At 69.1% G+C, this 21,760-nt stretch carries 22 protein-coding genes; 12 read left to right on the top strand and 10 right to left on the bottom strand.

The features are described from left to right. Positions 1–42 precede the first annotated feature (42 nt). Positions 43–474, top strand: a complete 432-nt coding sequence (locus ACQP2X_RS13160; protein WP_498696742.1) for a DoxX family protein — start codon at positions 43–45, stop codon at positions 472–474. Here ACQP2X_RS13160 and ACQP2X_RS13155 read toward each other — a convergent pair. After that, positions 458–838 carry a response regulator gene (locus ACQP2X_RS13155; RefSeq protein WP_498696741.1) on the bottom strand — a complete coding sequence of 127 codons (381 nt, stop codon included), beginning with the start codon at positions 836–838 and terminating at the stop codon, positions 458–460. The two genes, ACQP2X_RS13160 and ACQP2X_RS13155, sit on opposite strands and share 17 nt — an antisense overlap. A gap of 81 nt (positions 839–919) precedes the next feature. Continuing rightward, positions 920–1,096: a tetratricopeptide repeat protein gene (locus ACQP2X_RS13150; RefSeq protein WP_498696740.1), complete on the bottom strand. Its 177-nt coding sequence runs from the start codon at positions 1,094–1,096 to the stop codon at positions 920–922. A 742-nt stretch (positions 1,097–1,838) separates the two neighbouring features. Here ACQP2X_RS13150 and ACQP2X_RS13145 point away from each other — a divergent pair. Next, complete coding sequence (locus ACQP2X_RS13145) at positions 1,839–2,207, top strand: hypothetical protein (protein WP_498696738.1); 369 nt, start codon at positions 1,839–1,841, stop codon at positions 2,205–2,207. 19 nt (positions 2,208–2,226) lie between these two features. Here the strand turns inward: ACQP2X_RS13145 and ACQP2X_RS13140 are convergent, their stop codons facing one another. Further along, positions 2,227–4,035 carry a glycoside hydrolase family 35 protein gene (locus ACQP2X_RS13140; RefSeq protein ID WP_498696737.1) on the bottom strand — a complete coding sequence of 603 codons (1,809 nt, stop codon included), beginning with the start codon at positions 4,033–4,035 and terminating at the stop codon, positions 2,227–2,229. A gap of 57 nt (positions 4,036–4,092) precedes the next feature. On the opposite strand from ACQP2X_RS13140, the gene ACQP2X_RS13135 reads away from it, so the two are divergent. From ACQP2X_RS13135 to ACQP2X_RS13090, 10 genes are all read left to right on the top strand, one after another. Further along, positions 4,093–5,079, top strand: coding sequence for a LacI family DNA-binding transcriptional regulator (locus ACQP2X_RS13135; protein WP_498696735.1), 987 nt, complete (start codon positions 4,093–4,095; stop codon positions 5,077–5,079). A gap of 120 nt (positions 5,080–5,199) precedes the next feature. Next, positions 5,200–6,492, top strand: coding sequence for a carbohydrate ABC transporter substrate-binding protein (locus tag ACQP2X_RS13130; RefSeq protein ID WP_498696733.1), 1,293 nt, complete (start codon positions 5,200–5,202; stop codon positions 6,490–6,492). 59 nt (positions 6,493–6,551) lie between these two features. Beyond that, positions 6,552–7,508: a carbohydrate ABC transporter permease gene (locus ACQP2X_RS13125; protein ID WP_498696731.1), complete on the top strand. Its 957-nt coding sequence runs from the start codon at positions 6,552–6,554 to the stop codon at positions 7,506–7,508. 11 nt (positions 7,509–7,519) lie between these two features. Next, on the top strand, positions 7,520–8,383 hold the full coding sequence (locus ACQP2X_RS13120) for a carbohydrate ABC transporter permease (protein WP_498696730.1): 864 nt from the start codon (positions 7,520–7,522) through the stop codon (positions 8,381–8,383). A 2-nt stretch (positions 8,384–8,385) separates the two neighbouring features. After that, positions 8,386–8,550, top strand: coding sequence for a DUF6903 family protein (locus ACQP2X_RS13115; protein ID WP_498696728.1), 165 nt, complete (start codon positions 8,386–8,388; stop codon positions 8,548–8,550). Continuing rightward, positions 8,547–9,953, top strand: coding sequence for an alpha-L-fucosidase (locus tag ACQP2X_RS13110; protein WP_498696726.1), 1,407 nt, complete (start codon positions 8,547–8,549; stop codon positions 9,951–9,953). Before ACQP2X_RS13115 ends, ACQP2X_RS13110 begins: the two co-directional genes overlap by 4 nt. Further along, on the top strand, positions 9,950–10,891 hold the full coding sequence (locus tag ACQP2X_RS13105; RefSeq protein WP_498696723.1) for a hypothetical protein: 942 nt from the start codon (positions 9,950–9,952) through the stop codon (positions 10,889–10,891). The genes ACQP2X_RS13110 and ACQP2X_RS13105 overlap by 4 nt, the downstream gene beginning before the upstream one ends. After that, the gene (locus ACQP2X_RS13100) at positions 10,888–13,155 is read left to right on the top strand and encodes a discoidin domain-containing protein (RefSeq protein WP_498696721.1); all 2,268 of its coding nucleotides are present in this window, start codon (positions 10,888–10,890) and stop codon (positions 13,153–13,155) included. Before ACQP2X_RS13105 ends, ACQP2X_RS13100 begins: the two co-directional genes overlap by 4 nt. Before the next feature lie 136 nt (positions 13,156–13,291). Continuing rightward, positions 13,292–13,603 (top strand): hypothetical protein, encoded by a 312-nt coding sequence (locus ACQP2X_RS13095; protein ID WP_498696720.1) that lies wholly within the window; start codon positions 13,292–13,294, stop codon positions 13,601–13,603. A 6-nt stretch (positions 13,604–13,609) separates the two neighbouring features. Next, complete coding sequence (locus ACQP2X_RS13090; protein ID WP_498696718.1) at positions 13,610–14,392, top strand: GNAT family N-acetyltransferase; 783 nt, start codon at positions 13,610–13,612, stop codon at positions 14,390–14,392. Here the strand turns inward: ACQP2X_RS13090 and ACQP2X_RS13085 are convergent. The 7 genes from ACQP2X_RS13085 to ACQP2X_RS13055 form a co-directional block, all read right to left on the bottom strand. After that, positions 14,311–14,871 carry a hypothetical protein gene (locus ACQP2X_RS13085; protein ID WP_498696716.1) on the bottom strand — a complete coding sequence of 187 codons (561 nt, stop codon included), beginning with the start codon at positions 14,869–14,871 and terminating at the stop codon, positions 14,311–14,313. The two genes, ACQP2X_RS13090 and ACQP2X_RS13085, sit on opposite strands and share 82 nt — an antisense overlap. 77 nt (positions 14,872–14,948) lie before the next feature. Beyond that, positions 14,949–15,854, bottom strand: coding sequence for a hypothetical protein (locus ACQP2X_RS13080; RefSeq protein WP_498696714.1), 906 nt, complete (start codon positions 15,852–15,854; stop codon positions 14,949–14,951). Further along, on the bottom strand, positions 15,851–16,987 hold the full coding sequence (locus tag ACQP2X_RS13075; RefSeq protein WP_498696713.1) for an ABC transporter ATP-binding protein: 1,137 nt from the start codon (positions 16,985–16,987) through the stop codon (positions 15,851–15,853). Before ACQP2X_RS13075 ends, ACQP2X_RS13080 begins: the two co-directional genes overlap by 4 nt. Next, positions 16,951–17,931, bottom strand: a complete 981-nt coding sequence (locus tag ACQP2X_RS13070; RefSeq protein ID WP_498700929.1) for an ABC transporter ATP-binding protein — start codon at positions 17,929–17,931, stop codon at positions 16,951–16,953. The genes ACQP2X_RS13075 and ACQP2X_RS13070 overlap by 37 nt, the downstream gene beginning before the upstream one ends. Positions 17,932–17,936: 5 nt before the next feature. After that, a complete protein-coding gene (locus ACQP2X_RS13065) occupies positions 17,937–18,878 on the bottom strand; it encodes an ABC transporter permease (RefSeq protein WP_498696711.1) in 942 nt (313 codons plus the stop codon). Next, entirely contained in the window at positions 18,875–19,882 is a 1,008-nt protein-coding gene (locus ACQP2X_RS13060) for an ABC transporter permease (RefSeq protein ID WP_498696710.1), read from the bottom strand. The genes ACQP2X_RS13065 and ACQP2X_RS13060 overlap by 4 nt, the downstream gene beginning before the upstream one ends. A 55-nt stretch (positions 19,883–19,937) precedes the next feature. After that, the gene (locus tag ACQP2X_RS13055; protein ID WP_498696708.1) at positions 19,938–21,614 is read right to left on the bottom strand and encodes an ABC transporter substrate-binding protein; all 1,677 of its coding nucleotides are present in this window, start codon (positions 21,612–21,614) and stop codon (positions 19,938–19,940) included. Between the last annotated feature and the right edge of the window lie 146 nt (positions 21,615–21,760).

Below are 21,760 nucleotides of genomic sequence, written 5' to 3'. Positions count from 1 at the left end.
AGCTTGTGTCGATCGATTGCTTGCGCCGACAAGGGAGTACGCATGGAGACGCAGAAATTCGCCGGTCCGGTCTGGTCGCTGTTCCGCATCGTCGTGGGGCTGCTGTTCGCGTTGCACGGGGCGAGCACGGTCCTCGGCCTCTTCGGCGGCAACAAGGGCTCGGGCGACGCGCTGCCGATGGGCCAGTGGCCGGGCTGGTGGGCCGGCATGATCCAGCTCGTCTGCGGCGTGCTCGTGCTGGCCGGCGTCTTCACGCGCCCGGCGGCCGTGCTGGCGTCCGGCTCCATGGCCTACGCCTACTTCACGGTCCACCAGCCACAGGGCCTGCTGCCGATCGAGAACGGCGGCGTCTCCCCCGCCCTCTACGCCTGGGCGTTCCTCGCCATCGCGGTCCTCGGCGCCGGACCGTGGTCGCTCGAGGCGCTGTGGAAGCGCCCGGCCGCCCAGGCCGTCCCCGTCACCGGGGCGAAGTGAGCAGCAGGCGGATCGCGCTTTCCAGGACGTCCGGGTTGACCGGCTTCTCCAGGTACGGCGCCTGAGGCTGCACCAGACCCATGGCCAGCGCGATGTTGCGCGGCACGCCCGTCGCGAACACCACCCTGATGTGCGGATGGATGGCGGTGACCCGGCGGGCCAGATTGCCGTTGAGGTCACCCGGCAACGACAGGTCGGCCACCAGCACGTCAATGTCGCCGTGCTGCTGGCACAGCGCCACGGCCGTGTCACCCTCGCCCGCGGCCAGCACCCGAAAGCCGCGGGCCTGGAGCATGTGCACCATGGCGTCCAGCACGTCCGGATCGTCATCGACGACCAGAATTCCCGGTTTGTACCCCGACATGCCTTCACGCTATCCGTCACACGACATGAGCGCGCGAATCACCGGGAAGACAAGACAGACGATACGAACGCCGGAACAGCCCTACGCAAGGCGCTCACGCAACGCGAAGGTGTCCGGATGGTCACGGCCGAGCACCCGGACGCGGTCGTCGAGGGTCCGGGCGAAAAGGCCGATCGCCTCGCTCGTCCGGCCGACCATCCGGTAGGCGGCGGCGAGGTCATTGCGCAACGCGAAGGTGTCCGGGTGATCCGGGCCCATCGCCAACCATCATTCTGGGCCCAGTCGCGAACGACCCGCTGGATGAGGCGATGTGCGCCGATGCGATCCACCAGACGACTCCGGTCCTGCCAGGCTGCCGCCCGGCCAGGGAGATCGCCCACCACCAATGACGAGCGGGCCGTCCGGCGGCGGTCCTCCGTGTCGACCGCAAGGCCGGGCACCGTCACGCGACCGGATTCCGGACCCGGCGCTCGCACGGTGAGCGAGGCACACCAGCCGAACGGCGTGAGGAGCAACGTGGCCACGACCGTCGCGACGCCCACCGCCGACTGAGTGTCCAGCCCGCCGGTGTCGGCCACCCACCATGCGATCGCGAATCCTCCAGCAGCCAGCATTACGGCGACCAGCCAGCGACTGGGCCGCATCAACCGCCGACTCGCCTGCATCCACTCTCCGTTCAGCGTCGACTGCGGAGCGATGACCTTCACATTAGGCGAAAGGGCCGCGCTCGACCTGGCACGGTTCGTCCCGTTGGCGTTCGCGGCGGAGCACGGCCGGCCCCGTTCCCGTCAAGCAGTGCGCTTGGCCGGTGCGGATGCCGTACGAGCCGTGGCGCCGCCGGACATCGACCCGGCGTGGCCTGTCACCGTCAGTGGTGTCTGGCTGGGCGGGGCCATCGAGGTGGAAACACTGTCCCAAGCAGCGCCGCCGCCGACCGGGGCCGGCCGATGGCTGGCCGCGCGCCGAGCGGGACGAGAACCTCGACTTCGACCGCCTCTCCTTGGAGGACAGCGGAGCCGCGGTCACTGCCGTCACCTTCCGCCCGAGCCCGCACCAGGCCGTTCTCGTCGTGGCCGCGGAGGACATCGACGCGGTCGAGAAGATCCTCCGGCCGCAGCTGCCCCACCGCTTCTGCGTCGTGCCCAGCAGGTGGACCCGGGCCGAACTCGACGACGTCCAGGCCCACCTGATGCGGCATTGGCCGGACTGGACGTTGGAGACTGTCGGCGAGGACGTCGACGACCACGCGCAGGCATGCGTCGAGGTGCAGCTTCTGCGCGTCACCAGCGATCTCGCGCGGTGGGCGGCGACGCTCCCCGACGACTTGCTGCGATTGGTGCCCGCCCTGACTCCACAAGCGTCTCCATGACGAGCCCAAGGCCTCGACGTCAGTCGAACTCCTCGATGTATTCCTCGGTGGGGCCCAGCGAAGCAGCCTCGCGCAGTTCCAGAACCGGGCCGAAATGGTCCAGCTCCAGCACGGTCACCGTGTTGTGGCCGGTATGCAGCAGTGGGGACGGGCAGTACAGGGTCTCCTGCGGGCCGATCTCCCAGTGGCGGCCCAGGAGGAAACCGTTGATCCAGACCAGGCCGTGTCCCGAGCCGGGCAGGGCCACGAACGTGTCGGCGGGCGTGCCGACCTCGAAGGACGCCGTCGCGAAGCCTTGCCCCGACTCCGCGCCAGGGGCGGCCGTGGCCAACTCCAGGTGAGCCGTTGTCCATTCCGGCAACGCGATCGGGGTGCTCTCCCAGCCGTACACGATGCGGCGGTCGACGAGCACCGGGCCCAGCACCCCCTTGCGCCCGCCCAGACCGGGACCGTAATTCACGCGGCCCAGGTTCTCCACCAGGATCTCCAGGCGGACCGCCTCGCCTGTGCCGCTGATCGGCAGCGTGGGGCTCTGCGGCGTCACCACGCCGAGCACCACCCCGTCGGCCAGGACGACGGCACGGTCCCGCGCGTCGGTCACGGTGAGTTTGTGGTCGCCCTTCGGGATTGAGGGGTACGCCGTCAGGAGCACCATTCCCGCGTCGAGCCCGAGTTCTTCGAATGCCGAGGGCCGCTGCCCCGTCGTGGCGGGCGCCGGCACCGCCCGCAGGCCCTCGATCAGGCCGGCCCGGGGCGTGAGCGCGACCGTTGCCGCCGGCAGCACGGGCCGTGGCGCCGGCAGCGGGCCGTGACCGCCCAGCACCGCGCGCATGGCGTGGAACTTCGGGGTCAGGGTGCCGTCCTCGGCGATCGGGGCGTCCGAGTCGTAGCTGGTGATCGTGGGCTGGAGCCGGCCGTCCTCCTCGTTGGCGCCCGCCCACAGGCCGAAGTTGGTGCCGCCGTGTGCCATGTAGAGGCTGACGCTGCCGCCGTCGGCGACGATCTCCTCCAGGGTGCGCGCGGCGCTCGGCACCCCGCGCACGTGGTGCTTCTCGCCCCAGTGGTCGAACCAGCCGTTCCAGTATTCGGCCACCACGAACGGCTCGTCGGGGCGGCGGGACGCCAGCAGCGCGCGGGCCGCCTCGGGTTTCGAGCCCAGCGTGGCCGCGGTGAGCGTGCCGGGCAGGGCGCCGCCGTCGAGCATCAGCTCGGTCGGGCCGTCGGCCGTGAACATGAGCTCGGTGATGCCGCGTGAGGCCAGGGCCGTGCGGTTCCAGCGGACGTACTCGTGGTCGTCGGCGTAGCTGCCGTACTCGTTCTCGATCTGCACCGCGACGATCGGGCCGCCGCGCCCGGCCTGCAGGGCGGCCAGCCGCGGGATGAGCTCGTCGAACCACGCGGCGACCGGGGCCGTGAAGCCGGGGTCGGCGCTGCGCAGGGCCACGTCGCGGGCGGTGAGCCAGCTCGGCAGGCCGCCGTTGGACCACTCGGCGCAGATGTACGGCCCGGGGCGCACGATCACGTCGAGGCCTTCGTCGCCGGCCAGGGTGATGAACCGTTCGAGGTCGCGCCACCCGTCGAAGCGGGGCGCGGCCGGCGTGGGCTGGTGGAAGTTCCAGGCCACGTACGTGTCGACGGTGTTGAGGCCGAGCGCCGCCAGCCGCCGCAGCCGGTCCGGCCACAGATCCGGGTGCACCCGGAAGTAGTGCAGGGCGCCGGAGAGGATCCGGTGCTCCCGGCCGTGCCGCTGCAGGCGGCGGTGGCGCCAGGTGAGGGCGGGAGTGCTCGGCGGTGCCGGGGCGATCTCCGGCGCGGGGGACTCGATCACGATGTGAGGCTATGTTATGGATGCTATGGATAACAACGGGGCCACCGAAGGAGCACCATGAGGCAGCCGAGCATGGCCGACGTGGCCCGGACCGCGGGGGTGTCGGCGCAGACCGTGTCCCGCGCGCTGCGTGACTCGCCCAATGTGAACGCCGATACCCGGCGCCGGGTGCTGGCGGCGGTCGAGGAGCTCGGCTATCGCTTCAACAACGCGGCCCGGGTGTTGTCCTCGGGGCGCAGTTACACCCTCGGGCTGGTGTTGTTGCAGGCCGGCGGCTACTACTCGCGGTCGGCGGTGACCGCCGGGGTGGAGGCCGCGGCGGGCCGGGCCGGCTACGCGGTGAGCATCGCGACCATCGCCGAGCTCGACACCGCGCTCATGGAGCGGTCCCTGACCAAGCTGGCCGACCAGGGTGTCGACGGCATCGTCATCGCCGTACCGCTGATCTCGGTGACCCAGAAGATGGAGGACATCACCCGCGACATCCCGACGGTGACGCTCGACGGATCGCGCACCGCGGGGGCCCGCGTGCTCGGCATCGACCAGCGGGAGGCGGGCCGGGTGGCCACCCGGCACCTGCTCGACCTCGGTCACCGCCAGGTGTGGCACGTGGCCGGGCCGGACGAGTGGATCGAGGCCCGGCAGCGCCGTCAGGGCTGGCGGGAGTGCCTGGCCGAGGCCGGCATCGAGGCGCCGCCGCCGCTCGAGGGCGACTGGTCGCCGGAGTCGGGCTATCGGCAGGGGCAGATCCTGGCCATGATCCCCGGTGTCACGGCGATCTTCGCGGCCAGCGACGAGATGGCGTTCGGGCTGATCAAGGCGCTGCGGGAGCGGGGCCGGTCGGTGCCCGAAGACGTGTCGATCGTGAGCGTGGACGACATCGCGCTGGCCGAGTACTGCCACCCGCCGCTGACCAGCGTGCGGCAGGACTTCTACCATTCGGGCGAGGCCGCGGTCGCGCTCCTGCTGGACTCGGGCGAACCGAAGGTGCCCGCGGTGACACTCTCCGTGCGTGCGTCGACCGCCGCGCCGCGTCCCACCTGACGCTGTCATTGCGAATTTGTGAACGGCTCTTGATTCCTGATGTTATCGATGCCACGGTAACAACGTCCGGCGGCAACTCCGGCGCCAGAGCTGCGGCTCCACTGGAAGGACCCCCATAACATGAGAAAAACCCTGGCTTGGGCGGGCGCCGCCATCGCCGCACTCGGCCTGCTCGCCGGTTGCGGCGGTGGCGGTGACGACGCCTCCGACAGCAAGGTTCTGAAGGTCGCCGCGCTCGAGGGCGGCTACGGCAAGGACATGTACACCGAGGTCATCAACGCCTACAAGGCGAGCCACCCCGGCCTCGACGTCCAGCTCCAGATCTCGAAGAGCATCGAGGACGAGATCAGCCCCAACATGAAGGCCGGGAAGTTCCCCGACGTCGTCGTGCTGGGTCAGGGCCGCAAGGCCGGCCTCACCGAGACGCTGATCAAGGACAAGGGCCTGGAGGACCTCAGCGACATCCGGGACAAGGTCAAGGGCAGCCTGGTCGACGGGATCGTGGGCAACCTCAACACCGACCCGTACGGCGACGGCAAGACCTATCTGATGCCGATGTACTACGCCCCGACCGGCCTGGTCTACAACAAGGGCCTGTTCGAGCAGAAGAAGTGGACCGTCCCGACCACCTGGGACGAGATGTGGGCGCTGGGTGACAAGGCCAAGGCCGAGAAGATCTCGCTGTTCACCTATCCGACCGCGGGCTACCTCGACTCGTACTTCTTCGCCCTGCTGGCCGACGTCGGCGGCGAGCAGTTCTACACCGACGTGATGACGTACAAGCAGGGCGTCTGGCAGACCCCGCAGGCCAAGCAGGTCCTCGACATCACGGCCAAGCTTCTCTCGTACGCCGCCCCGACCACCGTGGGCTACGCCAACGAGCAGGACTTCACCAAGAACCAGCAGTCGATCCTCGACAACAAGGCGCTGTTCATGCCGAACGGCACCTGGATCGTGGGCGAGATGAAGGACGCGCCCCGGGCCAAGGGCTTCGCCTGGGGCCTGACCCCGCTGCCCAAGGTGACCGGCGACAAGCAGTACCTGACGACGTCGGTCGAGTCGGTGTGGGTGCCCAGCGCGGCCGAGAACAAGGACGCGGCCAAGGAGTTCGTCGCCTACCTCTACTCCGACGAGGCCGCGAAAATCTTCGCCAAGTCCAGCGCGATCCAGCCCGTCAAGGGCATCGCCGACACGCTGACCGGCGACAACGCCACGTTCTACAAGCTGTACGAGCAGCCGGGCGTCGCCGCGCTGGTCGGCGGCTTCGCCAGCACCGCCCCGGTCGAGGGAGTGGACATCAAAGCCACCCTCTTCGACACCGCCAACAGCATCATCAGCGGTGACAAGACCGAGGCCCAGTGGCAGACGGCCCTCAACGACGCCAGCGAGAAGCTGCGTCAGGCGGGCTCCTGACGATTTCCGGGGCGGGCCTTCGGGCCCGCCTTTTACTCCCAAGCAAGGACCGGTACGCGGTGACGACGCTCTCTGCACCTCCACCCACAGGAACCGAGACGAAGGTGGCCGCCCCGGCTCCGGCGCGACCGCGCAAGCGGGGGCACGGCAAGTTCGTGGCCGCCTGCCTGCTGCCGGCGCTGATCCTGTTCGCGGTCTTCATGATCTGGCCGACCGTGAACGTGTTCCGGATGTCGCTCTACCAGTGGAGCGGCTTCTCCCCGACCATGCGCTTCGTGGGGCTGGACAACTTCACCAAGCTCCTCGACGACCCGCAGTTCATCCGTGCCTTTCAGAACACGGTCGCGCTGCTGGTCGTGGTCACCATCGTGACGATGGGCAGCGGCCTGTTCCTGGCGGCCATCATGACGCGGCAGAAGCTGCGCGGCCGCAACCTCTACCGGTTCGTGCTCTACATCCCCAACGTGCTGTCGGTGGTGGTCATCGCGGCCATCTTCTCGGCCCTCTACGACCAGCAGAACGGCCTGATCAACGGCACGCTGCGGCTGCTGTCGCTGGACGGGCTGCAACAGGTGTGGCTGGGCAACCAGAAGGTCGTCATCTGGTCGGTCGCCATCGCCATGGTCTGGCAGTCGCTCGGCTACTACATGGTTCTCTACATGTCGAGCATGGCCAGCATCCCCGAGGAGCTGTACGAGGCCTCGTCGCTCGACGGCGCCAGCGCGGCCACCCAGTTCTTCACCATCACGATGCCGCTGATCTGGCAGAACCTGCGGACCACGCTGACCTTCTTCATCATGAGCGCGGTCAACCTCAGCTTCGTGCTGGTGCGCGCCATGACCGGCGGCGGTCCCGACGGCGCCTCCGAGGTGCTGCTCAGCTACATGTACAAGCAGGCCTACACGAACTCGTCGTACGGCTACGGCATGGCCATCGGCGTCGTCATCTTCGCCTTCTCCTTCCTCGTGTCGCTGCTGGTCAGCCGGGCCACCAAGCGCGAACCGCTCCAGTTCTGAGGACCGACTCCATGCGAATGATCCTGGCCCGCCGAGGCCTCACCTATCTGCTCGTCGGCGTCCTGGCCCTGCTCATTGCGATTCCGGTCGGCTGGGTTCTGGTCGCCTCGCTCAAGGGGAAGAGCGAGTTCTACGGCAGCCCGTGGACGCTGCCCGACGGCTTCCAGTGGCGGAACTACGTGGACGCGTTCGTCGACGCCAAGATCGGTCAGTACTTCCTGCTGTCGCTGGTCGTGACGGTGCTCGGGCTGGTCCTCGTGCTCGCGGTGAGCGTTCCGGCGGCGTACGTCATCGCCCGTTATGAATTCCGGGGTAAGGGCCTCGTCGAGGTGGCGCTGCTGGCCGGGCTGTTCGTCAACGTCAACTACATCGTCGTGCCGATCTTCCTCATGCTGGTCGACTGGGACCGGGCGATCGTCGACGTGCTGCCGGACGGGTTCTTCATCGACAACCCGGCCGTGCTGTCAGTGGTCTACGCGGCCACGTCCATCCCGTTCACGATCTACCTGCTCACCGCGTACTTCCGGTCCATCCCGGCCGACTACGAGGAGGCGGCCTCGCTCGACGGCGCGTCCCGGTTCGCGGTGATGACCCGGATCATGCTGCCGATGGCCCGGCCCGCGGTCACCACGGTGATCCTGTTCAACTTCCTGGCCTACTGGAACGACTTCATCATCTCGCTGACGCTGCTGCCCGGCGACAACAAGACCGTGCAGGTCGGCCTGCTCAACCTATTCACCGCGCAGAAGGCGGCGGCCGACTACGGGCGCCTCTACGCCGGCATGGTCATCGTGATCGTCCCCGTCCTCATCGTGTACGCCCTGGTCCAGCGCCGCCTCATCGAGGGCATGGCGGCCGGCGGCGTGAAGGGTTGATCGTGAACATCCTGCTCGTCACCCTGCGCACCGTCGTCGCGCTGGCCTGCGTCGTCGCGGTGATCGTGGTCCGTCCCTCGGCCGGCTGGGGCAGCCTGGCCGTCATGCTCGGCGCCCTTCTCGTCCTGCTGGCGCTGCTGGCGTCGTACAACCGGAGGTTCCGATGAACGGCGTTGCCCTCGCGGCCGTACGCCCCAGCGCTCGTCAGCTCGCGTGGCAGCGCATGGAGTTCTACGGCTTCGTCCATTTCGGCATGAACACCATGACCAACCGCGAGTGGGGCGAGGGTCATGACGATCCCGCACTCTTCGATCCGCAAGATCTGGACCCCGATCAGTGGGTACGGTCTCTGGCCGCGGCCGGGATGACCGGTGTCATCCTGACCGCGAAGCACCACGACGGCTTCTGCCTCTGGCCCAGTGACGCCACGAAATACTCGGTCGCGGCCGCGCCCTGCTCGCGCGACATCGTCGCCGAGACCGCCGAGGCCGCGCGCCGCCACGGGCTCAAGTTCGGTGTCTACCTGTCGCCGTGGGACCGCACCGAGGCCTCCTACGGCACCGGAACCGGCTACGACGACTTCTACGTGGCCCAGCTGACCGAGCTGCTGACGCGGTACGGCCCGGTCTTCTCGGTGTGGTTCGACGGCGCCAACGGCGAGGGACCCAACGGCAAGCGGCAGGAGTACGACTGGGAGCGCTATTACGCGGTCATCCGGTCGTTGCAGCCGGACGCGGTCATCAACGTGTGCGGTCCCGACGTGCGCTGGTGCGGCAACGAGGCCGGCGAGACCCGCCCGGACGAGTGGAGCGTCGTGCCGCGCGCGTTGCGGGACGCCGAGCGGATCGCGTCGCGCTCGCAGCAGGCCGACTCCCCGGAGTTCGCCAAGCTCGTGCGTAGCGACGACCAGGATCTGGGCAGTCGTGAAGCGCTCGCCGGGACTCCAGCGGAGGACCTGGTCTGGTATCCGGCCGAGGTCAACACGTCGATCCGGCCCGGCTGGTTCCATCACCCGGCCGAGGACGACGAGGTCAAGAGCGCGGACGAGCTGTTCGCCAACTATCTGCGCGCGGTCGGCGGCAACTCCTGCTTCCTGCTCAACGTCCCGCCCGCCCGCGACGGCCTGATCTCACCGGTCGACGTGGCCGTGCTGGCCTCGCTGGGCGCGAAGATCACCGCGTTCCAGGAGCGCCGCCTGGAAGCGGCGGCGACCGTCACCTCCGGTTCGCCGGGCCGGGTGGCGACGGCATGGCCGGGCTTCGGCCGTACGCCGTGGGAGCCGGCCGCCGGCGACGTACGCCCCGCCGTCACGCTCGACCTCGGCGCGCCCCGGACCGTGGAGGCGGCGGTGATCGGTGAGGACATCACCCGCGGGCAGCGCGTCGAGCACGTGATCGTCAGCGGCCGCACCGCCGGGACCTGGACCACCCTGGGAACGGCCAACGCGGTCGGCTACCAGCGGATCCTGACGTTCCCGCCGGTGGCGGTGGACGCGGTGCGCTTCGAGATCACGGCGTCACGGGACACCCCCGTCATCGCCCGGGCCGCGGTGATCGGAGCCCCGGCATGAGCCGGCCGCGCTCGGCCCGGCGGCCCCTCCTCTGGGCGGGCGGCGCGGTGGCGATCGTCGCTGCCATCGTTGTCACGGCGGTCTTCTTCGGCTCGCGCACCGATCAGGTCGCCGACGTGGCCGGCCATCCGGTGACACGCGACGAACTCTCCTTTCACATGGCGCGACTCGCGCCCGAGGTGCTGAACGAGAACGGCGACACGGCCACGCTGCGACAGCGGGCGCTCGACGAGATCAAGCACGACAAGACGCTGCTGATCCTGGCGAAGGAGCAGGGGCTGATCGACTCGGTCGACCACGACGACTTCCTCGCCTCGGTCGACGCCGAGAACAACTCCCGCGCCGGCGCGGACACGGTCTACGGGCTGAAGAACTTCTCGCCCGAGGAGTACTACACGCACCGGCTGACCGATCTCACCACCGCTCTCGAGAAGAAGCTCAGCGCCACCGGCGGCCCCTTGGCCGTGACGGACGCCGAGGCGCGGAAGGCCTTCGACGCCGACCCGTCGGCGTGGAGCGCGAACGCGACCACCTACAAATATTCGACGCTGATCCTCCCCTCGACCGCCCCGGTCACCCCCACCGGCTCGCTGCGGGCCCTGTCCCAGGTGGCGGGCGCGCGCTTCGCGACCGCCACCTACGACGGCAGCGCGACCACCAGTCTCAACGGCCACGACCAGGAGGTCGTCGCCGTGCTCGGCAAGCTGTCCCCCGGCCAGATCTCGGCCCCCGTGGCCGGCCCCGGGCAGGTCACCTACTACCAGCTCGACAGCGAGACCGTCGACAAGGACGCCGCGTTCACCGCCTACGCCACGCGGATCCGGCAGTCCCTGATCGGCGAGAAGTTCACCCAGTACCTCCAGCGCCGCGTGGACGGCACCGACATGGATGTCGATCACTCGGCGGTGGACGCCGTCAACCCCGAGGAAGTGCAATGACACCTGGCTCCCGGTTGCGGGCAGCCCTGGCGGCTCTGACCGCCGGTCTGCTCGTGGTACCCCTCCTGCCCGGCTCCCCGGCCGAGGCCTCTGGAAAGAAAGCGGCCGCGTCCTGGCCCGGCAACTCGCCCAACAAGAGCGGCGGGCGCGACTTCTACATCGACTCGCTGAAGGGCAACGACAAGGCGTCCGGCCGGTCGGACAAGGCGGCCTGGAAGACTCTCGCCAAGGTCAACGCCACCACCTTCGGCCCCGGCGACCGCATCCTGCTCAAGGCCGGCTCGGTGTGGCAGGACCAGCAGCTGTGGCCCAAGGGATCGGGCACTTCGAAGAAACCGATCACCATCACGGCGTACGGCAACAAGAAAGCCCCTCGCCCTTATATCGCGACAAACGGTAACGTGCCCAGTCCGTTCAAGGCCGACGGCACGAAGAATCCCGACACCGTCGGACTGACCGGCGCGATCGTGCTCCGCAACCAGCAGGGCTTCGACATCAGCGACATCGCGCTGTCGAACGACGACGACTTCGCCACGGACATCACCACCGGCACGTACGTCCGCGACGGCATCATGGTGTCGATAAACGCCGACCTGCTCCCGGCCGGCGCCGACAACATCATGGACTACTTCCGGATCCACGACATGTACGTCCACAACACGGACGGCCCCAGCTCGTGGCAGAAGATCCACTACGGCGCGGTCAACTTCCAGGTGTTCGGCTCGAAGAGCTACAAGGCGTACGCGCCCGGCGGCTGGTACTTCAAGGACGTCCGCATCGAGGACAACACCTTCGAGAACGTGGAGCTGCACGCCGTGCAGTTCGCCTTCAACTGGTTCAACGCCGACGGGGTCGACGCGGGCCAGTACGACGAGGCCGGCAAGTTCCACGAGGGCTGGGAGCAGCTGTGGGTCCGCACCCGTGACCTCTACAGCCGCGACGTGTACATCGGCCACAACTACGCCGAGAGCATCGGGCAGGGCGCGTTCCAGCTCGCCAACACCAAGAACATGGTCGTCGAGTACAACGAGGTGAACGGCTTCCTCGAGCGTTACGACGCGGTCAGCTGCGGGCTCTACCTGTGGGCCGGCGCCGACTCGGTGATGCGGTTCAACGAGGTGTACGGCGGTCCCGACAACGAGTACGACGGCACCCCGTGGGACCTGGAGTACACCAACTTCAACGTCACCTACGAGCACAACTACTCGCACGACAACGCCGCCGGCTGGATGGCGTACATGGGCAACAGCTCGAACTCGGTGGCCCGCTACAACCTGTCGGTCGACGACAACGGCGTGCTGGTGAAGAACATGCTGTCGACGAACTACTCACCGACGTACTTCGTCAACAACACCTTCGTGTACGACGGCGCCGACCTCGACTACGTGCACGACGAGACGTTCCTGAGCCGCGTGTACTTCCTCAACAACATCTTCTACAACTACTCGGCCTCGACGCCGACGCCGTGGTACCGCCGCACGGGCGCCCTGCGGCAGGCGGTCTTCGCGAACAACGACTACTACGAGGCCTCCGGCACGCACTCGGCCCAGGAACCGGCCGACCCGGCCGGGCTCCGCGTGGACCCGCGCTTCGTGGGCGACCCCGGCCGTCGCGTCGTGTCGGACATCCGGAAGGCGGCGGCCCAGTACGCGCTCCGCAAGGACTCCCCGTTGATCGACGCCGGGCGCTACAACATCCACCTCGGTGCGTCGGACATCCTCGGCTCGCAGATCTACTATGGCAAGGCGCCCGACATCGGCACGGTCGAGTCGAAGACCGGCCGGAAGGTCTCCCACCCGGTCGACACGAACCCGATCGAGGACGAGATCGACAACAAGGTCAGCCTGGCCCAGGGCAAGCCGGTCACGGCCAGCTCCACCCACCCCGGCGCGAACGGCACCCTGACCGCGACCAAGCTGACCGACGGCGACCTGAGCACCCGCTGGGCCGCCGCCGACGACGCCCACTATCCGATCACGCTCGACATCGACCTGGGCGCGGACACCACGTTCACCCAGGTCTACCTGGACGAGTACACCGACTCGGGCACCAACCCGCGCGTGCAGACGTTCGACCTGCAGCGCTGGGACGCCACCACCGGCACCTGGGTCACCTTCGCCACCGGAAACGACGGCATCGGCCACGACCGCACGGTGACCGGCTTCGGCGCGGTGACGACCAGCAAGGTGCGGGTCGCCCTGACCTCGCAGATAGCCACCGAGATCTACACGCCGTCATTGACGGAGATCGCCTTGTACGCCTGATCGCCCTCCCGAACACAAGGCCCCGCCGCACCACACGCGGCGGGGCCTTCGTCACAGGCGTTCCGATCGCATCTGGTCGGGACCAGCGACTGCGCGAGGCAGCTGTCGATGGCGGCGAGGGCATAGGGTCCTCTCCATGGTGGACTGTTTCGACGACGCGGAGTTCGCGCCGTATCTGCATCGGGCACGGATCTCGGATGCCGGGCTCACGACGATGGCGGAGCTCGGCGACACGGCTGACCATCGGCGGGCGCTCTACGAGCTCAACAAGACGTGCTCGGCCGACATCCCGGACCGGGGGACGTTCTACACCTACGACGAGTACGTAGCGCAGCGCATCGACGTGGCCGGCTTCGATCCGCGCGGCGTCGTTCTCGCCACCCGTTTTGCCCGATCGGCTGGCTACCGGCGGCTCGGCTTCGTCGACCGGGCTGTCTTCGGCGCCTGACCGGCCGTGGACATCTCCGAGGTGGCGCTGCGGGCACAAAGGGCGTGGCTGCGCGGGCTGGCCGACGCCGGATTTGCCCAGGTCAGGGCCGGGGACGGGTTCGCGGTGTCGACGGGGCTCGACTCCAACACCGAGAACGGGGCTGTCATCGGGCCCTCCGTTCGCGAGGACGAGCTGGACATGCTGCTCGGCTGGCTGCGCGCGCGGGGGCGCCCGGCCTCAGTGCTCGTGACCGGGCCACCCGATCCGTCCACGACCGCGCGGCTGATCGACCGCGGGCTGGAACCGGAACGCACCGGCACCAACATGGGCCGCCCGGTGGTCGCGGCGCCGGCCGGGACGGACTGGCGGATCAGCGAGGTGACCGACGGCCGGGCGCTCCGGCGGAACCAGCGGGTGTACGCCGAGGACGGCTGGTGGGACGCGGCCGGCGAACTCGATCAGCGGGTCGACGTCGCCGGTCGGCTCGGGTTCGGCCCGGGCCGGGCGGTCCGGCACTGGACCGCCCACCATCGGGGTGCGGCGGTCGGGGCCGCCACCTCGTTCCTGTTCGGCGACGCGGTGCTGCTGGTGCACTGCTGCGTCGCCGCGGGGTGGCGCCGCCGCGGGATCGGTACGGCGCTCACCCGGGTCAGGCTCGCGGCCGCCGCCGGTCAGGGGGCCGTCCAGGCCGTCGTGTTTCCGTCACCGGACGGCTATCACCTCCATCACTCGCTCGGGTTCGCGCTGGCGCCGGTCCATCCGGACCGCTGTTTCTCCCTGCCGGGCTCGATCGTGACCGCCACCTGAACCGGACGGCGCAGCAGCCGGGACAGTACGGCCTGGAGGGTCGGCCGCAGGCGCACCTCGATGACGTCGCGGGCGAACGCGGTCGGTGCCACCAGCAGCACGGTGTCCCCCACGATCGTGTCGATCACCACCTGGTCGAGCCCGGCCTGCTCCGGTGCGGAGACGACAGCGGCGGCAACCTCGGCCCACAGCCGCTCGGTGTCGACGGGCGGCGCCGCGAACAGGTCACGCAGGCACCGGGTCGCGTAGACCCAGTCGACGGTGCCGGCCCGTTCCGCCTCCACGTCGAGCGCGGCGGCGGTCGACGGCCCGAGGGGCACGTGCAGGACGCGGCTGCCGGCCTGGGCCCTGGTGATGGTGTCGGTCAGGACGCGCTGCCGGCCCGCCTCGACCAGCCATCGTTCAACAGTCATGCCGGCCGCGGCCGCCGCGTCGGCAAACGTCACATGATCGGTCGCATTGATTTTCACCTTGGCCACCCGCGACATTGAACGCCGCACCAGGGCGACACGCGAGCGTCCGGCAGTGCCATCCCACCCCGGGCGTGGCGGGCCTTCTACGGCGCCGGTTCCTCTGTGGGAAGCGGTGCGCGACGCGGCCAGAAGCAGACGACGACGGCGGCCAGGATCGTGGCCACGGACAGGATGGCCAGGGGCTCGGCACCCCTGATCACGAAGCCGCCCCAGTACACCGACGGGCCCGTGCCGTTGCGGTGAGTGTTGGCCAGCAGGGAGCCGGTCGCGGTCGGGATGTTCCCCAGGCAGGCCGGGGTCAGCAAAACCAGCGTGGCCCCGCACAGCCACCAGTACGCCCTCCGCCGCCCCGGCTCGTGGCGGCCGATCCGCCTCGCCGTGAACAAGCCGAGCAAAGCGCCCAGCACGGCCCCGCCCACGCCGCCGAGGATCGTGTCGCGCACCTGGCCGGGCGGCTCGGCCCACATCAGGTCGAGTCTCAGGGCCGCCGGGTAGCCGGTGTCGCTGACCTGCACGACGGCCAGGTAGCCGTCCCGGGTGCCGGTCACCTCGACCGAGGCCGCCGCCGTCGGTGTCGTCTCGACGTCGTTCCAGCCTTGCGCGCGCATCCGCTGCTCGACGCCCGAGGCGACCTGCTCGAAGCCGGTGCCCGGCGCTATCGTGCCGGTCACCCCGGCCCGGCCGGCCCTGACCCCGGTGCCGCCGAACAGGGTGTTCTTGCTGTACGGGTTCCAGAACGTGCTGCGCCCGTAATATTCCACCCGCTCCTCGAACGGGCCGGGCAGCACCGTCCGGGCCACGCTGATCACCGTGGCCGCGCCGGGCAACTTCGCGGGCACGTCGCGCCACGACAGCCAGGAGCCGAGCGCGATGCCGCTCAGCCCGCCCAGCAGCGCCGCGAAAGCCGCCACGACGAGCGCCCGGCGGCCGACCTTGACGAGGGCCGCCGAGCGGGCCCGGCCGGGGCGGGCGGTGTCGAGCATCGTCATGGTGCGGGCACGTCCGTTCGGGTCGGGATCAGCTCGGGGCCGACGCCCGGTGCCGGCTCGGCGCCCGGGCGGACGATCTCCGCCCGGACCTCGTGGGGCTTCAGGGCACCGGTCAGGATCTCCTCGGCGAAGTGGCAGGCTACCCGCTGACCCGAGTCGTCGAACACCCGCAACTCCGGTCGTTCCGACGCGCAGCGGGTCTGCGACCACGGGCAGCGGGTGCGGAAGCGGCATCCGCTGGGCGGGTCGGCCGGTGACGGCAGGTCGCCGGCGAGCAGGATGCGCTCGCGCTGGTCCTCCACGTACGGGTCGGGGATGGGCACGGCCGAGAGCAGGGCCCGGGTGTACGGGTGCAGGGGGCGCCCGTACAACTGGTCGCCGTCCGCCTCCTCGACCAGGGCGCCCAGGTACATCACGCCGATCGTGTCCGAGATGTGCCGGACGACGGCCAGGTCGTGGGCGATGACCAGATAGGTCAGGCCGAGCGACTCCTGAAGGTCGCCCAGCAGGTTGACCACCTGGGCCTGGATCGACACGTCGAGGGCGGACACCGGCTCGTCGGCCACGATCAGCTCGGGGCCGAGCACCAGGGCGCGGGCGATGCCGATGCGCTGCCGCTGGCCGCCGGAGAACTCGTGCGGATATTTGTTCAGCGCCGACGCCGGCAGGCCCACCGAGTCGAGGGTGGAGCGCAACCTCGTCCGCATGCCGGCCTTGTCCTTGTGCAGTCCGTGCGCCTTGAGGCCCTCGACCAGCAGGGACTCCACCGACTGGCGCGGGTCGAGGCTGGACATCGGGTCCTGGAAGACCATCTGCATGCGCCGCCGGAACCGGCGCATCTGCTCGCCCTCGAGCGCTCGCACGTCCGTACCGTCGAAGGTGATTTTCCCGTTCGTCGGTTCGACGAGGCGCAGCAGGCCGCGACCCAGTGTCGATTTGCCGCAGCCGGACTCGCCGACCAGGCCGTACGTCTCGCCTCGCTCGATCGTCAGGGAGACGCCGTCCACGGCGTACACGTATCCGACCGTACGGTTGAGCAGCAGTCCGCTTTTGATCGGGAAGTGGACCTTGAGGTCGTCGATCTCGACCAGGGAGCTCACACCGGCACCTCCTGCGGTACGGGGTTCGTGCATCGCAGCGCGCCGCCGCGGAAGGTCGGCTCGAGGGGCACCGTCTCGCCCACGCAGGGGTCGATCACCCGGTCACACCGCGGAGCGAACGCGCACCCCTCCGACCAGGGGATGTTGTCGTTCACCGAGCCCCGGATCTGGTGCAGCCGGCCGCCCCGCTCGACGTCGAGGCGGGGAACCGACTGCAGAAGACCATGGGTGTACGGGTGCCGCGGCGCCCCGAACAGCTCGTGCCGGGCCGCCCGCTCGACCACCTTGCCCGCGTACAGCACGTTCACCGTGTCGCAGAGCCCGGCCACCACGCCCAGGTCATGAGTGATCATGATGAGGGCCGTGCCGGAATCCTCGACCAGCTCCTTGAGCAGGGTGAGGATCTGCGCCTGGATGGTCACGTCGAGGGCCGTGGTCGGCTCGTCGGCGATCAGCAGCCGCGGTTTGCAGGCCAGCGCGATGGCGATCAGCGCCCGCTGCCGCATGCCGCCGGAGAGCTGGTGCGGGAACTCCTTGAGCCGCCGGGTCGGGTCGGGGATGCCGACCGCGTCGAGGAGCTTGCGGGCCTCGCGCAGCGCCTCCTGCCGCTTCTTCCCTTGGTGGCGCTCCAGCACCTCGGCCACCTGAAGTCCGAGAGGGATCACCGGGTTCAGCGAGGACAGCGGGTCCTGGAAGATCATGCCGATGTCCCGGCCGCGCCGGTCCCGCAGCTCCTGGGGGCGCAGCCTCAGCAGGTCGGTGTCGTCGAAGAGGACCTCGCCGGTGACCTTGTTGCCGCGCCGGGGCAGCAGGCCCATGATGGCCAGGCTGGTCACCGACTTGCCGCAGCCGGACTCGCCGACCAGGCCGACCGCCTGGCCCGGCTCGACCGTGAAGCTGACACCGTCCACCGCGGTGAACGGCTTGTTGTCACGCTGGAAGACCACCGACAGATCACGAACGTCGAGCAGGGGCATGCCGATCACCGCCGGTTCTTCGGGTCGAGCGCCTCACGCATGCCCTCACCGAGCAGCGTGAAGCCGAGGGCCACGAGGATGATCGCCAGGGCCGGGAAGTAAGCGAGCTCCGGGCGTACCTCGAAATAGCGGACGCCGTCGACGCCCAGCATCAGCCCCCACTCGGCCCGGTTGATGTCCGGGTCGCCGAGGCCGAGGAACGACAGCGCGGCGGCGTCGAGGATGGCCACCGCGAACGTGAGCGTGGCCTGCACGATGACCGCGGTGAGCGAGTTCGGGAGCATGTGCCGGGTGACGATGTCGCGCCGCTTCACGCCGAGCGCGCGGGCGGCCAGCACGTGATCGCTCTCCCGCTGGGCCAGCATCGACCCGCGTAACAGCCGGGCGAAGATCGGCACGTTGACGATCGCGACCGCGATGATCACCGTCCATTGGGTGGACTCGCGGGCCAGGGCGACCAGGGTGATGGCCAGCAGCAGGCTGGGCAGGGCCAGCATGACGTCGGTGAACCGCATGATCACCACGTCGATCCAGCCGCCGGCGGCGCCGGCGATCGCGCCCAGCAGCACACCGAGCAGCAGGCCGATCAACGTGGCCAGGACGCCCACGACCATCGTCTGCCGGGCGCCGTAGATCATCCGCGACGCGAAGTCGCGGCCCAGCGGGTCGCTGCCCAGCGGGTGCCCGGCCGTGGCGCCCGGGATGTTGTCGACCGTCAGGTCCTTCGTCAGCTCGGGGAAGCGCTGGACCGGGTCGTGCGGCGCCACCAGCGGCGCGAAGATCGCGATGAACAGGAAGAGCAGGATGATGACGGCGCCGACGATGGCGGTCGGGTTGCGCAGCAGCCGGCGGCCGGCGTCGCGGAACAGGCTGACCCCGCCCGCCTCGGCCGTGCGCGCGGTCAGCTCGTCGATCCTCTGGCGCTTGTGCTCGGCCAGCTTGGTCATCGCACACGCACCCGGGGGTCGATGATCGCGTACGACAGGTCGACCACCAGGTTGACCACGATGAACACGACGGCGGCGAGCAGGATCAGGGCTTGCAGCACCGGGTAGTCGCGGCTGCCGCTGATCGAGTCGGTGATGAGCGTGCCCAGCCCGCCCCAGTTGTAGACCTTCTCGGTCAGCACCGCCCCGGCCAGCAGGGCGCCGGTCTGCAATCCGATGATGGTGACCACCGGCAGCAGCGCGTTGCGCAGCACATGACGCTTGCGCACGGTCGGATTTCGCAAACCCTTGGCTTCGGCCGTACGGATGTAGTCCGCGTCCAGGACGTCCAGCACGCTCGCCCTCGTGATCCTGATGATGATCGCCAGCGGGATGGTGGCCAGCGTCAGGGCCGGCAGCACCAGATGCCAGAGCGCGTCCGCCGAGGCGTCGAACTCCCGGGTCAGCAGCCCGTCCAGGACGAAGAAGCCGGTCACGTCGGTGTTGTCCATGCCGGTGGTGATCCGGCCGGACGGCGGGAAAATGTGCACGCCCTGGGTCAGCCAGCCCTTGAGCAGGTAGCCCAGGAAGAAGATCGGGATCGAGATGCCGATCAGGGTGAGGATGATGGTGGAGTTGTCGAGCAGCCGCCCGCGGTGCCGGGCCGCGACATAGCCGAGCGGGACGCCCAGGCCGACGGCGATGATGATGGCCGCGATGGCCAGCTCGGCCGTGGCCGGAAAGGACCGGCTGATCACGTCCATCACCGGCTCACCGGTGCGGATGGAGTTGCCGAAGTTGCCGGTCACCACGTTCTTGAGGAAATGGCCGTACTGGACCCAGATCGGCTCGTCGTAGCCGAGGGCCTTGATCAGCCGCGCCCGGGTCTCGGGCGTGGCCCGCTCGCCCAGCAGCGCGTCGACCGGGCCACCGGGCAGGCTGCGCAGCCAGAAGAAGACGAGGGTCATGAGGGCGGTCAGGGTGATGACGAGTTGCACCAAGCGGCGCGAGACGACTCTGAGCATCGTTTTCCGATTCGCGTCGGACGGCCCGGACCGTTGCCGGTCCGGGCCGCGCGGCCTACTTGGTGATCGAGACGGTGTTGAACTCCTCGGCGGTGAGCGGACTCGGCACCAGGCCTTCGACGTTCTTCGCGGTGGCCAGCGCCGGCGGCGCGTGCCAGATCGGGACGGCCGGCAGCCACTTGCTGGCGATGTCGCGGTTGACCTGCTCCCACGCGGTCTTCTTGGCGGCCTGGTCGACGGTGGCGTCGGCCTTGCCGATGGCGGCGAACATCTCGGTCATCGCGCCGTCGCCGAACTCTTCCTTCTCCCGGCCGAAGAACGTGCCGACGAAGTTGCCCGGGTCGTTGTAGTCGCCCGTCCAGCCGAGAATGTGCAGGTCCTGCTTGCCGAACTGCTGCACGTCGTCCTTGAAACCACCGTTCCACGGCCGCGGCACACCGTTGACCTTGATGCCGGCGGCCTGGAGGTCGTTGGCCAGGACCGTGAAGATCTCTTGAGGATTGGGCATGTACGGCCGGGAGACCTCAGTGGGGTAGTAGAAGTTCAGGGTCAGCCCGGTCGCGCCCGCCTCGGTCAGCAGCTGCTTGGCCTTGTCCAGGTTGTAGTCGTACTTCTGCACGTCCGGCGCGTAGCCGAGCACCGTGTTCGGCAGGAACTCGTCGGCCACCGCGGCGCCGCCCGGGCCTTTGGTCTGCACCAGTTGAGCGCGGTTCAGGGCGTAGGCGATCGCCTGGCGTACCCGCAAGTCTCTCAGCTTGGGGTTCTTCTGGTTGATGCCCAGGTAGAGGATGTTGAAGGCGGGCCGGTTGAGCACCTTGTAGCCCTCGTCCGCGAGGGCCTTGCGGTCGGCCGGGGCCGGGAAGTCGATGGCCTGGACGGTGCCGGCGCGCAGCTCCTGCTTGCGCGTGTTCTCGTCCTTGATGACCTTGATGATCATCTTGTCGACCTTGGCCTTCTCACCCCAGTAGTCGGGGTTCTTGTTCAGCGTGATCTCGCCGGTCGCCTTGTTCCAGCCGCCGTAGGTGAAGGCGCCGGTGCCGGTCGGGTGCTCGTTGGCGAAGGCGCTGTAGGCGAACGAGTCGCCGTTCTGGGTCACCTTGTCGGCGTCGTACTGCTTCATGGCGGTAGGGCTGGCGATCGAGAAGGCGGTCAGCGCGAACGCGCCCGGGAAGGCGCCCTTGTACTTCTTCATCGTCACGACGGCCGTGTTGGCGTCCTGCGCCTTGCAGTTGTCGTAGATGGCGTCCGGGCTGCCCGCGAACCCGCCGAACACGTCGGCGTAGTAGATCATCTGGGACTGGGCGGCCTCGCCCTTCATGTTGTACCAGCGGTCGAAATTCGCGCAGACGGCCGTGGCGTCCAGGGCCGAGCCGTCGTGGAACTTGACGCCCTGGCGCAGCTTGAACGTCCACACCTTGCCGGTCGGGTCGTTCTCCCAGCTCTCGGCCAGGCCGCCGGTCAGCTCGGCCGTGCCCGGCTTGTGCGTGACGAGCGTGTCGTAGATCTGCCGGATGGGCCGGAACGACTCACCGTCGTCGTTGAAGATCGGATCGAAGTTCTTCGGATCACCGGCCCCCGCGAAGATGAAGGTCCCGCCGGCGGCGGCCTTGTCCTCGTCGCCGCCGCCGCGCTCGCTCTCCGCGCAGCCGGCCGCGCCTATCGTCAGCGCGGCGACGGCCGCGGCGGCGATGACCGTCCGGAGCCTGCGCGCCTGCATCCCCGATGCACGCATCGTATTCACCTCGTCCTGTGGGTACGGGCAAACGCGGTGACGGGCTGGCCACCGTTGGCGAGACCCTATCCACTTACGATGATCAATTCCTGGACTTGAAATCGGATCGTGTCCTTCGGCGTCATCGGCGCGTCAACAACGGCGGC

It is taken from the genome of Actinoplanes sp. CA-131856 (genome assembly GCF_050956135.1).
GTDB lineage: Bacteria > Actinomycetota > Actinomycetes > Mycobacteriales > Micromonosporaceae > Actinoplanes.
The sequence above is the reverse complement of the archived record's forward strand: the minus strand, read 5'-3'. Positions and strand labels throughout refer to the sequence as shown.

Excerpts from the sequence above, each read along its gene's own strand:
- ACQP2X_RS13160 (WP_498696742.1), top strand. The coding sequence starts at position 43 with ATGGAGACGCAGAAATTCGCCGGTCCGGTCTGGTCGCTGTTCCGCATC.
- ACQP2X_RS13155 (WP_498696741.1), bottom strand. The coding sequence starts at position 838 with ATGTCGGGGTACAAACCGGGAATTCTGGTCGTCGATGACGATCCGGAC.
- ACQP2X_RS13150 (WP_498696740.1), bottom strand. The coding sequence starts at position 1,096 with ATGGGCCCGGATCACCCGGACACCTTCGCGTTGCGCAATGACCTCGCC.
- ACQP2X_RS13135 (WP_498696735.1), top strand. The coding sequence starts at position 4,093 with ATGAGGCAGCCGAGCATGGCCGACGTGGCCCGGACCGCGGGGGTGTCG.
- ACQP2X_RS13130 (WP_498696733.1), top strand. The coding sequence starts at position 5,200 with ATGAGAAAAACCCTGGCTTGGGCGGGCGCCGCCATCGCCGCACTCGGC.
- ACQP2X_RS13120 (WP_498696730.1), top strand. The coding sequence starts at position 7,520 with ATGCGAATGATCCTGGCCCGCCGAGGCCTCACCTATCTGCTCGTCGGC.
- ACQP2X_RS13110 (WP_498696726.1), top strand. The coding sequence starts at position 8,547 with ATGAACGGCGTTGCCCTCGCGGCCGTACGCCCCAGCGCTCGTCAGCTC.
- ACQP2X_RS13105 (WP_498696723.1), top strand. The coding sequence starts at position 9,950 with ATGAGCCGGCCGCGCTCGGCCCGGCGGCCCCTCCTCTGGGCGGGCGGC.
- ACQP2X_RS13100 (WP_498696721.1), top strand. The coding sequence starts at position 10,888 with ATGACACCTGGCTCCCGGTTGCGGGCAGCCCTGGCGGCTCTGACCGCC.
- ACQP2X_RS13095 (WP_498696720.1), top strand. The coding sequence starts at position 13,292 with ATGGTGGACTGTTTCGACGACGCGGAGTTCGCGCCGTATCTGCATCGG.
- ACQP2X_RS13080 (WP_498696714.1), bottom strand. The coding sequence starts at position 15,854 with ATGACGATGCTCGACACCGCCCGCCCCGGCCGGGCCCGCTCGGCGGCC.
- ACQP2X_RS13075 (WP_498696713.1), bottom strand. The coding sequence starts at position 16,987 with ATGCACGAACCCCGTACCGCAGGAGGTGCCGGTGTGAGCTCCCTGGTC.
- ACQP2X_RS13070 (WP_498700929.1), bottom strand. The coding sequence starts at position 17,931 with ATGCCCCTGCTCGACGTTCGTGATCTGTCGGTGGTCTTCCAGCGTGAC.
- ACQP2X_RS13065 (WP_498696711.1), bottom strand. The coding sequence starts at position 18,878 with ATGACCAAGCTGGCCGAGCACAAGCGCCAGAGGATCGACGAGCTGACC.
- ACQP2X_RS13060 (WP_498696710.1), bottom strand. The coding sequence starts at position 19,882 with ATGCTCAGAGTCGTCTCGCGCCGCTTGGTGCAACTCGTCATCACCCTG.
- ACQP2X_RS13055 (WP_498696708.1), bottom strand. The coding sequence starts at position 21,614 with ATGCGTGCATCGGGGATGCAGGCGCGCAGGCTCCGGACGGTCATCGCC.